Origin of the sequence: Caulobacter sp. DWR3-1-2 (assembly GCF_049896225.1) — a bacterium.
GTDB lineage: Bacteria > Pseudomonadota > Alphaproteobacteria > Caulobacterales > Caulobacteraceae > Caulobacter.
This window is the reverse complement of record NZ_JAFCTW010000016.1, coordinates 20,068-32,632: the sequence shown is the minus strand read 5'-3', so window position 1 is coordinate 32,632 and position 12,565 is coordinate 20,068. Positions and strand designations below refer to the sequence as shown.

Below are 12,565 nucleotides of genomic sequence, written 5' to 3'. Positions count from 1 at the left end.
GAGCTATTTCTGTTCAAGGATTGACATGCAAGGAAGACGCTCATGGGCGCCGTCGCAGACACCATCGCCGCGAAATTGACCACCGCTTTCGCCCCCACGCGGCTGGAAGTGGTGGACGATAGCGATCGCCACCACGGTCACGCCGGCCACCGGGAAGGCGGGGAGAGCCATTTCAACCTCGTGATCGAGGCGGAAGCCTTTGCCGGCAAGGGCCGCGTGATCCGCCAGCGGCTGATTCACCAGGCCCTGGCCGACGAATTGGCAGGGCCCGTCCACGCCCTTTCGATTGTCGCCAGGGCGCCCGGAGAGGCCTGACGCCTGCCCGCGAGAACAGGCTTGCGCGACAGCCCCGCGACTGATTGCCTCTCCGCCCGGCGCGGCCTGCCGGAGAGGCAGATTCTTGGCATGAGCGCGCGCGAAATTCCCATTTCCGAGGATGACCTGGCGGCGAGCCTGCCGGCTTTGCTGGGAAAGGCCTATGCCCGATACTCGAACTTCACGGTCGCCGCAGCGGTGATCGACGCGGACGGGGTCGCCCATCTTGGGGTCAATGTCGAGAACGCCGCCTATCCCTCGGGCACCTGCGCCGAGCAGGCGGCGATCGGGGCGATGGTCACGGCCGGCGGGCGCGGGATCGCCACGGTGCTGATCGCCGCTGGCTCAAACGCCGTGGTCCAGCCCTGCGGGGCCTGCCGTCAGCGCATCGCCGAATTCGCGACCGAGGCGTGCGAGATCGTCTCGGTGCAGGACGGCCGGACCACGCGCCGGACGCCGTTCTGGAGCCTGTTGCCCGATTCGTTCGGGCCTCGCGATCTGGATTAGGTCCTACGAAATTGTCGTCTCGGACTACGGACTAGAGCATTTTTCGAGCGAAGTGGTTCCGGTTCGCGTGAAGAAAAATGCTCTAGTCCACCTAGGCTAGACCACCTGGGCAGCCAGGCCTTCGAGCACGCGGCGCAGGTCGGCTTCGCGGAACGGCTTTTGCAGCACGGTGGCGCCCCTGTGGTCCTCCGAGAGGCCCGCCTCGCCATAACCGCTGGCGAAGGCGAACGGCACGCCGCGTTCCTTCAGGGCGTCGGCGACCGGGAAGATCGGGCGGCCGCCCAGATTGACGTCCAGCAGGGCGGCGTCGATGTCGGCGCTGGCTGCCAGGCGCAAGGCTTCTTCGAGTTCGGCGGCGGGGCCGACGACCACGCAGCCAAGGTCGCTCAGCATGTCCTCCACAAGCATGGAGACCAGAGCCTCGTCTTCGACCACCAAGACTCTAAGGGCGGCGAGGGTCTTCATTTTTCAAGGCTCCAGAGCACGGATCGGCAATATCGTGGTGCTTATGACGTCAAGGCTATCATAGGCCAGGTTGATTTCAGCGGACAGTTCGCGCGCGATGCCGCTTTGCCGCCATCGGACGGCGCGACCGCAGCGCGGCGGCAGAGGGGCGCGGCGGCAGAGGGGTGCGGGGCCGCAGCGTCCGGTTTGGGTCAGGGTCAGCAAACGGCGATCTTGGATCTTCAGGGCCAGGTCACCTGTGTCCTCGATCCCGCCCCCTCGGACATGGCCCATCGCCTTGGCCAAGCTGTCTAACCCCCGTCACGCCCTGCGCAATACACCCAGCGCGCCGGTGACACATCGCCAAGGTGAAAGTTCCTTGCTGGAGTAATCCTGCGCCCGCGAAGGGCGTGAGTTCAAACAGATTATTCGGGAACTGCTCAGGAAATCAATTATTTAGGTATGGCATCCGACTTATGGCCCGGCGGGAGTTGCTTCCCATCGAAGCATTGCTGCCGATCAGGAGAGGCAGTGGGTCAAGACCGCGACATCACTTTAGCGCACCGCGTCTTCCAAGCGACCGCTGATCCGCAGGCCGGTGACCTGGTTACGCTGACGGCGCAGCACCTGGAAGCGGTGATGATGGAAGATGAAGATCTGCCCCGGTTCGGGAATGGTTTGGGCCTCGTGGATCACCAGGCCGGCGATGGTCACGGCGTCGCCTTCCGGTAGCCGCCAATCCATGGCCCGGTTGAGGTCGCGCACCGTCACGTGGCCATCGACATGCACCGAACCGTCCGCCTGAGGACGAAGACCCTCGACCTTGGTGTCATGCTCGTCCTCGATCTCGCCGACGATCTCCTCGAGGATGTCCTCCAGGGTCACCAGGCCCTGGAGGGCGCCGTACTCGTCGACCACCAGCGCGAAATGGCTTCGGCGCTTGAGGAAGGCGTTGAGCTGGTCCTTCAGGTTCGTCGTGTCGGGGATGAACCACGGCTCGCGCTGGATCGTGGCCACGTCGATGGCGTCGATGTCGCCATTGGCGGCGGCCATGGCGCGCAGCAGGTCGCGGGCGTGCAGCACGCCGACGATGTTGTCGGCGTTGTCGCGATAGAGCGGGATGCGGGTGTGCTGGGCCTCCAAGGCCTCGGCCACCAACTCGCGGATCGGCAGGTCGGCGTCAATCAGGGTGATCGACTTGCGGTGGACCATGATCTCCGAGACGTCCATGTCCGACAGGTCCAGCACCCCGCCCAGCATCCGCCGGTCGCCGCTCTCCACGCCGCCCTCGGAGTGGTGGTACTCGACCGCGCCGCGAATCTCCTCGTGGGCGGCCAGCACGTCGACCTCCATGGTCAGCTTGACGCCGAACAGCCGCAGCGTCCGCCGCACGATCCACTGGATGGCGTAGATGATCGGGCCAAACAGCCGCACCATCAGCAGGGTGGGCCCCGACAGGAAGCGCGCCACGTCGTCGGACTTCAGGATCGCCAGGGTCTTGGGCAGCACCTCGGCGAACACCAGCACCAGAACCGTCATCGCCCCGGTCGCCGCCGCCACGCCCCAGGGTCCGGGGATCGCGGCGGTCAGCACCTGGGTGGTCAGGGCCGAGGCCAGGATGTTGATCAGATTGTTGCCCAGCAGCACCGCCCCGATCATCGTCTCCTGATCGGCCAGCAGCCTGTTGACCCGCTTGGCCGGACGATCCCCCTCCCGCTCCAACTGGTGCATGCGAGCTCGCGAGGCGGCGGTCAGCGACGTCTCGGCGGCCGAAAACAGGGCTGAGATCGCCAACAGGACGACGATGATCGGCGCGAGGCCGAGTATGGCGGTGAGGATCATGCCGCCTTCCTACGCTTCCTCCGCGCAAAGCGGGAAGTAGGCTGGTGGAAATAGGCCACCAACGCGCTCGAAAGGTCTCGCCGCTGACCGGCGCCTCAGCGTCCGGAGGGCGGTCCGACAGGCGCCCAGTTCGGAGAGCCCTTCTCATAGGGTTCGTCGGCAAGGGCGTGGGCTTGCGAGCCATCGGCGCGCATGACGAAGATTTCGCCATAGGGCTGCGGGTTGGCCGGGTGAAGCAGCGCTTCGTCCTTGAATCCGCCCCGGCCGCTGGCGAAGGCGATCCACTGGCCATCGGGCGACCAGGCGCTGTGGGCGTCGTTGCCAGGCGAACGCGTGAGGCGCTTCAGGTCCGAGCCATCGGGGCGGATGGAATATATCTCGTAGTCGCCGTCGATGTCGGCGGTGAAGGCGATGACGCCGCCGGTCGGCGACCATGTGGGAAAATTGTAGTGCGCGGGCCCGCTCAGCAGCACACGGGACGCGCCGGTGTCCAGATCGAGGATATCGAGCGCCCGGACCGCGCCCGCCTGGCGATAGACGAGGTGGAGGCCATCGGGGGACCAGTCGGGGAAACCGAAATTGCCGCCGCCCTGGGTCAACATCCTGAGGCCGCCGCCCTTGGTGTCGATAACGGCGATGTCGGCCCGGGCCGGTCCTTGGAGGCCTTGGAAGAACTGGCCGAGGCCGAACGCGATCCGGTCGCCTTGGCGCGACCAGCTGGGAGCCAGCGCGCTCTTTTGGGGATCGCTGAACAGGACGGAGGCCTGGGATCCGTCGGCCCGCATCATTAGGATGCTGTTGTGCAGGATGCCCGCAGTCTTGTCGTTGCTGACCCGGCGATCGCCGGAGGGGGAATAGGACGGGAAGACGCCGACGCGTTTGAGGGCGAACCTTGGATCCAGGGAGATCCAGCGGCGATCCGGCGGCCAGGTCTTGTCCACCTCGCGGTGAAAGAGCATATGGCGGCCGTCCGCCGACCAGCTGGGGCTGTTGAACTCGCCCCGGGCGCCAGAGGGCCCGCTGATCGTCTCAACGCCGCCTTCGGGACCGCCGGTCACGTAGCCGACCTTGCCGGACGACAGCCAATGCGGCGACCATTTCTCGCCCGGTCCCGAGGTCAGCGCTTGGCGCGCGCCGGTCTCGACGTCGATCACCTCGATCTGGCTGATCCCTCGCAAACGCATGGGACTGGTGATGTTGCGCACCTCTTCGATCGTGGTCGCGTAGAAGGCCAGCTTCGCGCCATCGGGCGACCATGAGGGGCTGCCGCCGAACTGGCCGTCCTGGGTGATGCGGCGCAGGCTCGAGCCGTCGGCCTTTACGACATAGATCTCGGTCGAGTGGCGGATCGAGAAGTCACCCTTGGGCGAGCGGGGATGGCTGGACTCGCGATCCGAGGAGAAGGCCAGCCACTGCCCGTCCGGCGACCAGGACGGGCGAAAGTCGCCCGCCGGGTTGTGGGTCAGGTTGCGCACTGCCTTGCTGGCCAGGTCCAGGATCCAGATGTCGGCCTGGCCGCCACGGCTCGAAACGAAGGCCAGCGAACGGCCGTCGGGCGAAAGAGCGGCCTGGTCGTCATAGGCGGGCGAAGCCACCAGAGGTTCCAGTCCCGAGCCATCGAGATGGGAGCGGTAGATGTCCGAGGTCCCAGCCCGCCGCGACGTGAAGAGCACCCACTTTCCATCGGGCGAAAAGCTGGCGTTGGAGTCCAGTTCCGCGTCGGGCAGGAACGGCCGCGCATGGCTACCGTCCGCGTCGGCGAGGAAGATGTCGCTGTTGATCGGCGCGAAGCTGGCGAAGGCGACTTCGTACTTGGGTTCGGCCGCCCAGGCGGGCAGGGCGCTACAGGCCAGAACCATGGAAGCGACAATGCACGTGAATGTTTTCATGACCCACCTCAAAACTTTTAGGCGAGTATCGAGGAGAGATTTTGGGGAGTCCATGCGCGATAGCGCGGCGAACGCCTAAACCGAGCCTTCCTCCACGAGGAAGGCCCGCAGCGCCTCACGATCCACGTCCTTGGCCACGAACGCGTCGCCGATCGCGCGGACCAGCACGAAGGTGAGCGTCCCGCCCTGCGCCTTCTTGTCCTGGCCGCAGTGGGCGACCAGGGCGTCGGCGTCGAACGGCGCGGGGCGGATGTCGGCCAGCCGGGTCGGCAGGCCCGCCGCCTTGATCGCCGCCTCCGCGCGGACGGCGTCCTGGGTGGAGCACAGGCCCTGGCGGACCGAGAACCGGAAAGCCTGCGCCATGCCCAGGCCCACGGCCTCGCCGTGCTTGAGCGCGTCGCCAAAGCCCATCTCGGCCTCGACCGCGTGGCCGAAGGTGTGGCCGAGGTTGAGCAGGGCGCGGCGACCGGCCTCCTTCTCGTCCTCGGCGACGATCTCGGCCTTCATCTCGACCGAGCGGCCCACGGCCTTGACCAGGGCGGCGGTGTCGCGCTCGAGCACGGCCTTGACGTTAGCTTCGAGCCACTCGAAGAACGCGAAATCGCCCAGCAGGCCGTACTTGATGATCTCGGCATAGCCGCAGGCCATCTCGCGGGCGGGCAGGGTGGCCAGGATGTCGAGGTCGGCCAGCACCAGGCGCGGCTGGTGGAAGGCGCCGATCAGGTTCTTGCCGCGCGGGGTGTCGATGGCGGTCTTTCCGCCGACGGACGAATCCACTTGAGCCAGCAGGGTGGTGGGAATCTGGATGAAGTCGATGCCGCGCTTGTAGATCGCCGCCGCGAAGCCCGTCAGGTCGCCAACCACCCCTCCGCCGAATGCGATGACCATGTCGCCGCGCTCCAGGCCCAGCGCCAGCAGCCGATCGGTCAGGTCGGCCAGGCCCTCGAAGCTCTTGGTCTCCTCGCCGGGTGGCACCAGGATCACGTCGGTGGCGATGCCGGCGTGCTCGAGCGAAGCGGCCAGGCGCTCGCCATGGTGCTCGCCGACAATGGTGTCGCTGACAATGGCCACGCGAGGACGTTTCAGCAGGGGGGCGATGTGCTGGCCGGCCTTGTCGATCAGTCCGGTTCCCACGACCACATCATAGGCGCGCGCGCCCAGGCCTACTGGAATGCTACGGATCACTGGATTTCACTTTCAGAAGATGAGGTCGGGGCCAGATGGACGTCGAGCGCCCGCAACACCGCCTCGACCGCCACGCCGTGGGCGGTGTCGCCGGGCTCGACCGTCAGGTGGGCCTCGCCATAGGCGGGGTAGCGGGCGTGGGCTTGCTCGCGCAACACCATCAGCGGGTCGCGGTTCTTGAGCAGCGGGCGGCCTTCCTTGCGGCCGATGCGGCGCGCCAGCAGCTCGAGGTCGGCCTTCAGCCAGACGGCGACGGCCTTGTCCTTGATCAGGGCGCGGGTCTCGGCGTTGGCGAAAGCCCCACCGCCAGTAGCCAGCACGTGCGGCGGCTCGTCCAACAGTCGGGCGATCACCCGCCGCTCGCCGTCGCGGAAGGCGCCTTCGCCCATCTCGGCGAAGATCTCGGGGATCGTGCGACCTGCGGCCGCCTCGACCTCGGTGTCTGCGTCGCGGAACGGCAGCTCCAGCGCCGTGGCCAGCCGGCGACCGACGCTGGACTTGCCCACGCCCATCAGTCCGACCAGAACGATGGTCTTGTGGCGCAGATGGGCGCGGGAAGGGGCGGGTTGGTCGGTCATGCCTCCTGCCGGTTTACACGAGGCCGGGCCGCTCCGCCAAGGCTTGGGACAAGCGCGCGCCCAAGCTCGCCGCGAGGGCTAGAAGTTTCACCAGACGTCAACCTGCGGCATACTTGGCCCATGGCTTCTTCCAAGCGACTTACGACCGTCTCGGCGCTGGCTCTGGCCACGCTGTTTTCGACATCGGCCTTCGGGGCCGCCTGGGCCCAGGTCCAGGTCCAGACCCTGGCGCCGCCGGACCTGTTCTCGACCCCGGCGGGCGACACCGGGCTATCGGCCGACCTCTGGAAGGACACCGCGCCGGGCATCGCCCGCGAGGTGCTGCCCAAGCTGGCCGCCAAGCCGCTGTCGCCGGCCAGCGCGGCTCTGGCGCATCGCGTGCTGGCCACCGGCGCCAACGGTCCGGCCGAGGTCGGGAGCGAGCCGGACATGGGCGCGGCTCGCGCCATGGCCCTGATCGCCCTGGGGGATGCGGCTGGGGCCGGCGCTGTTCTCGACCGCGCCCCCGGCGTGGCCGGCAACTCAGCGCTGTCGATGGCGGCGGCCGAGGCGGCGCTGATCACCGGGGCCGACGCCAAGGCCTGCGGCGTCGGCGAGGCGCTGGGCGTCGACAGGAGCAATCCCTATTGGCTGCGGCTGCGGGCCTTCTGCCAGGCCCTGGCCGGCCAGACCGACGCGGCGCAACTGACGCTCAACCTGGCCGCTGGCCAGACCCAGGACGCCGACTACATGCGGCTGATGAACGCCCTGCTGAGCGGTTCGCCGGCGGGGGCGGCCAATTTGCGCAACGGCATAAATTACGCCCTGTCGCGCAAGCTGGGCCTGGATTTGCAAGCTGCCGCCGCGACGGCCTCGCCGGCCCTGAAACCCGTGCTCAAGCCGTCAGGCGATATGGCCGCCTTGGCAAGCGGCGGCGACCTGACCGCCGCCCAGACCGCCGACGTGGCCTCGCTGCGCCAGGCCAAGGGCTTGCCGGCGTTCATCGACGCCGCCAAGGCATCGACCGCCTTGATCGCAGCCCTGGCGCGCGCCGACGCGCCGCTGGAGGACCCGGTGCTGTTCGCCAAGGCGGCCCTGGCGGCGGGAGATCTCGCCACCGCCCAGTCGATCCGTGGCAGGCTGACCCAGGACCAGATCCCTGGCGCCACCGCCACCGACCTGGCCCTGCTCGACGCCGCCCTGTCGGCGGCGGCCGGCAAGCCCAACGCCCAGATCCTTGATGGTCTGGTGGAGCGCGGCGCCCAGGCGGGCGCCAAGTCGGCTGCCCAGCCCGCCGCCCTGATCCTTGCCGCCTTGGGCGGGACGATGGGGCCCGAGGCCCGCGCCCGGTTCGCGACCTTCGATCCCGGCAAGTCCGCCGCCTCGGCCGCCCGGCTGACGGTGTTGGACGCCGCCGCCGCCGCTCATCGCCAGGGCGAGACGGCGCTGCTGGCGCTATCGGTGTCGGCTGACGCTGGCGCGAGCGGTCCTGGTCCGGTGGATCGCGCTCGCCTGGTCCGCGCCCTGGCCCAGGCCGGGCTGGACGCCGACGCCCGCGCCCTCGCGGTGGAGGGGCTGTTGGGGCTGCAGGTAAAATGAGCGCATCCGCCGCCGGCTGGATCGACGCGTTCCTTGAGATGATGGCCGTCGAGCGCGCCGCAGCCCGTAACACCCTGACCGCCTATGAGAAGGACCTGGCCGACGCGCGGGCGTTCCTGGCCTCGCGCGGCGACCTGGACGGGGCCTCGGCCGAGGCGATCGAGGCCTATTTCGCCGACCTGGGCGCGCGGGGCCTCTCCCCCGCCACCGCCGCCCGTCGCCGGTCGGCCCTGCGCCAGTTCTATCGCTTCGTGCTGGGTGAGGGCTGGCGGGACGACGATCCCTCTCGCCGGGTCGAGGCCCCCAAGGCCGGACGGCCGCTGCCCAGGGTCCTGTCGCGCGACGCGGTCGAGCGGCTGATCGCGGCGGCGGCCGCCAAGGACGGCGCCCAGGGTGTGCGCCTGGCCTGCATGATCGAGCTGCTCTACGCCTCGGGCCTGCGGATCTCCGAGCTGCTGAACCTGCCCCTGGCGGCCCTGGCCCGGGACCCCGCCTTCCTGATGGTCAGGGGCAAGGGCGGCAAGGAGCGGCTGGCCCCGCTGAACGACGCCGCGCGTGCGGCCGTCAAGGCCTATCTGGAGGTTCGGGCCGGCTTTCTTCCGAAAGGCGTCAAGGACAGCCCGTGGCTGTTCGTCTCGCGCGGCAAGGGCGGCAAGCTGACAGCGCGGCGGGTGTCGCAACTGCTGGAGGACGCCGCCATCGCCGCCGGCATCGATCGCGCAGCGGTCAGCCCCCACGTCCTACGCCATGCCTTCGCCACGCACCTGCTGGAAGGCGGCGCCGACCTGCGGGTGATCCAGACCCTGCTAGGCCATGCCGACATCGCCACGACCCAGATCTACACTCACGTGGCCGGGGATCATCTGGCGGCGGTGGTGAAGAGCAAGCATCCGCTGGCAAAAAAGGGCTGAGGCGTGGTACGCCCCGCGCCTCGATCCGAAGGGGCGCCCCATGGCCGATGAAACCCGCGACAGCAACGGCGCCGTCCTCGCCGACGGCGACAACGTCACCCTGATCAAGGACCTCAAGGTCAAGGGCTCGGGTGGCGTCACCCTGAAGCGCGGAACCCTGGTCAAGAACATCCGCCTGACCGGTGACACCGACGAGATCGAGGCCAATGTCGAGAAGGTGCGCGGCCTGGTGCTGCGGGTGGAGTTCGTCAAGAAGGCCTAGGGTAAACGCTAGGGCCTACCCCTCCGCCGCCGCCTTCAACCCGGCGATGTCCAGCTTGACCATCTGCATCATCGCCGCAGCCACGCGCTGGGCCTTGGCCTTTTCGGGGCCGCCCATCAATTCCAGCAGGATATTGGGCACGACCTGCCAGGACAGGCCGTACTTGTCCTTGGCCCAACCGCATTGCACCGCCTTGCCGCCGTCGGTGGTGAAGGCCTCCCAATAGTGATCGACCTCCGCCTGGTCTTCGCAATGGACGACGAACGACACCGCCTCGGTAAACTGGAAGTGCGGGCCGCCGTTCAGGCCGGTGAAGGCTTCGCCGTCCAGCGCGAAGCCGATCGTCATCACGCTGCCGGCCGGGCCGGGGCCGCCTTCGCCATAGCGTGAGACGCTGGTAATCTTCGAATTGGGGAAGACGGAGACATAGAAGTTGGCGGCCTCTTCGGCCTGGGTGTCGAACCACAGGAATGGGCTGATCTTCGGCATGGCGTCATCCTTCGCGGTGAGCGGATACTGGCCGCTTCAGTCGAAGGACGATCCGCCGGAAGTCATTCCGACAGGGCCAGCGCTTTTCCGCCAGCGGACGTTGTCGCGGCGGGCGCGGCGCTTTAGTTACGTTCCATGCCCCCCTCGCAAATCGAACCTTTCCACGCCATCGCCATCAGCCGCATCGCCCATCAGATGAAGGCGGCCGGGGCGTCGATCATCCACATGGAATTTGGCCAGCCCTCGACCGGCGCGCCCCGCGCGGCGATCGAGACGGCCCATCGGGTGCTCGACACCGACGGCATGGGCTATTGGGAAAGCCCGCGGCTGAAGGCGGCGATCGCCACGCGCTACGCCGAGCAGAACGGCGTCGAGGTCGATCCAGAACGGATCATCCTGACCTGCGGGGCGTCGCCCGCCCTGGTCCTGGCACTGGCGTCCAGCTTCCAGCCCGGCGACCGGGTGGCCTTGGCCCGGCCGGGCTATGTGGCCTATCGCAATACCCTGAAGGCCCTGAACCTGGTTCCGGTGGAGATCGCCTGCGGGACGGAAAGCGGCTTCCAGCTGACCGCCGCCCACCTGTCGGCGCTGGACCCGCCGCCGGCGGGTGTGATCGTCGCCAGCCCGGCCAATCCGACCGGCACCATCATCCCGGCTGATGAGTTGAAGGCCTTGGCGGCCGTTTGTCGCGCGCGCGGGATCGCGGTGATCTCCGACGAGATCTATCACGGCCTCAGCTATGGCGAGGCGGCCCGCTCGATGCTGGAGTTCGAGCCCCAGGCCCTGATCGTCAACAGCTTCTCCAAGTATTTCAGCATGGCCGGGTGGCGGCTGGGTTGGCTGGTCGCGCCGCCGCAGGGGATCGCCCGGGCTCGAGCCTTCATGGGCAATCTGTTCCTCACCCCGCCGTCGCTGAGCCAGCACGCCGGCCTCGTAGCCATGGATTGCATCGACGAACTGGAAGGCCATCGCGACGTCTATCGCGCCAACCGTCAGTTGCTGCTTGACGCCTTGCCGGCCCTCGGCCTGGCCTCGATCGCCCCGCCGGACGGGGCCTTCTACATCTATGCCGACATCGGAGACCTGACGCACGACAGCCTGGCCTTTTGCGAGGCCCTGCTGCGCGACACTGGCGTGGCCACCGCGCCGGGCGTCGATTTCGACCCAGTCGACGGCGGTCGCTTCATCCGCTTCAGCTTCGCGGTCTCGACCGCCGAGGTGGAGGAGGCGTTGCGGCGGATCATCCCGTGGTTTCAGGCGAGGGAAGCCATCTAGAAGCCCTCTGGGAGAGGGCTGATCGCGTGCCTATATGCTGCAGATACATACCAAACGGAGCTCCCCCATGAAGACGCGCAAACTCGGCGACGGCCTGGAAGTCTCGGCGATCGGCCTGGGCTGCATGGGGATGAGCTGGGCCTATGGCCCCGCGCCCGACAAGGCCGAGACCTTCAAGGTGCTGGCCCGCGCCGTTGAGCTGGGCGTCACCTTCTTCGACACCGCCGAGGTCTATGGTCCCTATGTCAACGAGGAGCTGGTCGGCGAGGGGCTGAAGCCGTTCCGTGACAAGGTCGTGATCGCCACCAAGTTCGGCTTCGACATCGCCCCGCCCGAAGCGGCCAACGGCACCAGCCGGATGGTCGGCGTCAACAGCCGGCCAGAGCACATCCGCGCCGTGGCCGAGGCCTCGCTGAAGCGTCTCGGCGTCGAGGTGATCGATCTGTTCTACCAGCACCGCGTCGATCCGAACGTGCCGATCGAGGACGTGGCCGGGGTGGTCAAGGACCTGATCGCCGAGGGCAAGGTCAAGCATTTCGGCCTGTCGGAGGCGGGTCCCGAGACCATCCGCAAGGCCCACGCCGTCCAACCCGTGGCGGCTCTGCAGAGCGAATACTCCCTGTGGACCCGCGATCTGGAGAAGGCGACCCTGCCGCTGATCCGGGAACTGGGCATTGGCCTGGTGCCCTACAGCCCGCTAGGTCGGGGCTTTCTGACCGGGACGCTGACCAGCGACGCGGGCCTGGCCAAGGACGACTTCCGCCGCGGCTTGCCGCGCTTCCAGGGCGAGGCCCTGACCAAGAACCTGTCGCTGGTCGAGGCCCTGACCGCCTTGGCGACCGAGAAGGGCGTCACCTCGGCCCAACTGGCCCTGGCCTGGATTCTCCACCAGGGGGACAATATCGCCCCGATCCCCGGCACGACCAAGGCCTCGCGCGTCGAGGAAAATGTCGGCGCGGCGGATGTCGTGCTGTCGGCCGACGATCTCGCCCGGATCGCGGCGGCGGTGCCAGAGACGCAGATCGAGGGCGCGCGCTATTCCAAGGCCGGGCTGGCGATGGTGGGGCGGTAAAAAGACTAGGCCTTTCCCTCCCCAAAGCGGGGAGGGAAAGGGGCTTTGGGATCTTGGTCGCTTCGCGCCGGCCGAAGGACCAAGACCGCCGCCGTATCGCGCAACGACGCCGCCGAGGATCTCAAACGTGAGGGTTCCGAGGAACCGCCGCCGCCGGTGCAGGGGCCGCCGGCCAAGCCGGCCTGAGGGCGTTTGAGCCGCTTTCCTGACCGCTCGCT

The 12,565-nt window shown here is 68.0% G+C and carries 13 protein-coding genes; 7 read left to right on the top strand and 6 right to left on the bottom strand.

Annotated elements, in window-relative coordinates; translation table 11 throughout:
* Window positions 1-42 precede the first annotated feature (42 nt).
* Both ACP696_RS18545 and cdd read left to right on the top strand, forming a co-directional pair.
* Window positions 43-315 carry a BolA family protein gene (locus tag ACP696_RS18545; RefSeq protein WP_426014393.1) on the top strand — a complete coding sequence of 91 codons (273 nt, stop codon included), beginning with the start codon at window positions 43-45 and terminating at the stop codon, window positions 313-315.
* A 90-nt stretch (window positions 316-405) separates the two neighbouring features.
* Entirely contained in the window at window positions 406-822 is a 417-nt protein-coding gene (gene cdd, locus ACP696_RS18540; RefSeq protein WP_426014396.1) for a cytidine deaminase, read from the top strand.
* Between the two features lie 96 nt (window positions 823-918).
* Here cdd and ACP696_RS18535 read toward each other — a convergent pair whose 3' ends face one another.
* From ACP696_RS18535 to ACP696_RS18515, 5 genes are all read right to left on the bottom strand, one after another.
* On the bottom strand, window positions 919-1,287 hold the full coding sequence (locus ACP696_RS18535) for a response regulator (RefSeq protein ID WP_426014398.1): 369 nt from the start codon (window positions 1,285-1,287) through the stop codon (window positions 919-921).
* A gap of 534 nt (window positions 1,288-1,821) precedes the next feature.
* Entirely contained in the window at window positions 1,822-3,105 is a 1,284-nt protein-coding gene (locus tag ACP696_RS18530) for an HlyC/CorC family transporter (protein ID WP_426014741.1), read from the bottom strand.
* 98 nt (window positions 3,106-3,203) lie between these two features.
* The gene (locus ACP696_RS18525) at window positions 3,204-4,997 is read right to left on the bottom strand and encodes a hypothetical protein (protein ID WP_426014400.1); all 1,794 of its coding nucleotides are present in this window, start codon (window positions 4,995-4,997) and stop codon (window positions 3,204-3,206) included.
* A gap of 75 nt (window positions 4,998-5,072) precedes the next feature.
* On the bottom strand, window positions 5,073-6,182 hold the full coding sequence (gene aroB, locus ACP696_RS18520) for a 3-dehydroquinate synthase (protein WP_426014402.1): 1,110 nt from the start codon (window positions 6,180-6,182) through the stop codon (window positions 5,073-5,075).
* The gene (locus tag ACP696_RS18515; RefSeq protein ID WP_426014404.1) at window positions 6,179-6,760 is read right to left on the bottom strand and encodes a shikimate kinase; all 582 of its coding nucleotides are present in this window, start codon (window positions 6,758-6,760) and stop codon (window positions 6,179-6,181) included. Before ACP696_RS18515 ends, aroB begins: the two co-directional genes overlap by 4 nt.
* 120 nt (window positions 6,761-6,880) lie before the next feature.
* Between ACP696_RS18515 and ACP696_RS18510 the strand changes: the two genes are divergently transcribed.
* The 3 genes from ACP696_RS18510 to ACP696_RS18500 are packed head-to-tail and all read left to right on the top strand — an operon-like array spanning window position 6,881 to window position 9,511.
* Window positions 6,881-8,338: a hypothetical protein gene (locus ACP696_RS18510; RefSeq protein ID WP_426014406.1), complete on the top strand. Its 1,458-nt coding sequence runs from the start codon at window positions 6,881-6,883 to the stop codon at window positions 8,336-8,338.
* Window positions 8,335-9,249, top strand: coding sequence for a site-specific tyrosine recombinase XerD (locus tag ACP696_RS18505; protein WP_426014407.1), 915 nt, complete (start codon window positions 8,335-8,337; stop codon window positions 9,247-9,249). The genes ACP696_RS18510 and ACP696_RS18505 overlap by 4 nt, the downstream gene beginning before the upstream one ends.
* A 40-nt stretch (window positions 9,250-9,289) precedes the next feature.
* Window positions 9,290-9,511, top strand: coding sequence for an alkylphosphonate utilization protein (locus ACP696_RS18500; protein ID WP_426014409.1), 222 nt, complete (start codon window positions 9,290-9,292; stop codon window positions 9,509-9,511).
* A gap of 15 nt (window positions 9,512-9,526) precedes the next feature.
* Here the strand turns inward: ACP696_RS18500 and ACP696_RS18495 are convergent, their stop codons facing one another.
* Entirely contained in the window at window positions 9,527-10,000 is a 474-nt protein-coding gene (locus ACP696_RS18495) for a VOC family protein (RefSeq protein WP_426014411.1), read from the bottom strand.
* A gap of 135 nt (window positions 10,001-10,135) precedes the next feature.
* Between ACP696_RS18495 and ACP696_RS18490 the strand changes: the two genes are divergently transcribed.
* Both ACP696_RS18490 and ACP696_RS18485 read left to right on the top strand, forming a co-directional pair.
* Window positions 10,136-11,275, top strand: a complete 1,140-nt coding sequence (locus tag ACP696_RS18490) for an aminotransferase class I/II-fold pyridoxal phosphate-dependent enzyme (RefSeq protein ID WP_426014414.1) — start codon at window positions 10,136-10,138, stop codon at window positions 11,273-11,275.
* Between the two features lie 67 nt (window positions 11,276-11,342).
* Window positions 11,343-12,347 (top strand): aldo/keto reductase, encoded by a 1,005-nt coding sequence (locus tag ACP696_RS18485; RefSeq protein ID WP_426014417.1) that lies wholly within the window; start codon window positions 11,343-11,345, stop codon window positions 12,345-12,347.
* Window positions 12,348-12,565 lie beyond the last annotated feature (218 nt).

Excerpts from the sequence above, each read along its gene's own strand:
- ACP696_RS18545 (WP_426014393.1), top strand. The coding sequence starts at position 43 with ATGGGCGCCGTCGCAGACACCATCGCCGCGAAATTGACCACCGCTTTC.
- ACP696_RS18510 (WP_426014406.1), top strand. The coding sequence starts at position 6,881 with ATGGCTTCTTCCAAGCGACTTACGACCGTCTCGGCGCTGGCTCTGGCC.
- ACP696_RS18500 (WP_426014409.1), top strand. The coding sequence starts at position 9,290 with ATGGCCGATGAAACCCGCGACAGCAACGGCGCCGTCCTCGCCGACGGC.
- ACP696_RS18495 (WP_426014411.1), bottom strand. The coding sequence starts at position 10,000 with ATGCCGAAGATCAGCCCATTCCTGTGGTTCGACACCCAGGCCGAAGAG.
- ACP696_RS18535 (WP_426014398.1), bottom strand. The coding sequence starts at position 1,287 with ATGAAGACCCTCGCCGCCCTTAGAGTCTTGGTGGTCGAAGACGAGGCT.
- ACP696_RS18515 (WP_426014404.1), bottom strand. The coding sequence starts at position 6,760 with ATGACCGACCAACCCGCCCCTTCCCGCGCCCATCTGCGCCACAAGACC.
- ACP696_RS18490 (WP_426014414.1), top strand. The coding sequence starts at position 10,136 with ATGCCCCCCTCGCAAATCGAACCTTTCCACGCCATCGCCATCAGCCGC.
- ACP696_RS18505 (WP_426014407.1), top strand. The coding sequence starts at position 8,335 with ATGAGCGCATCCGCCGCCGGCTGGATCGACGCGTTCCTTGAGATGATG.
- ACP696_RS18525 (WP_426014400.1), bottom strand. The coding sequence starts at position 4,997 with ATGAAAACATTCACGTGCATTGTCGCTTCCATGGTTCTGGCCTGTAGC.
- ACP696_RS18485 (WP_426014417.1), top strand. The coding sequence starts at position 11,343 with ATGAAGACGCGCAAACTCGGCGACGGCCTGGAAGTCTCGGCGATCGGC.
- cdd (WP_426014396.1), top strand. The coding sequence starts at position 406 with ATGAGCGCGCGCGAAATTCCCATTTCCGAGGATGACCTGGCGGCGAGC.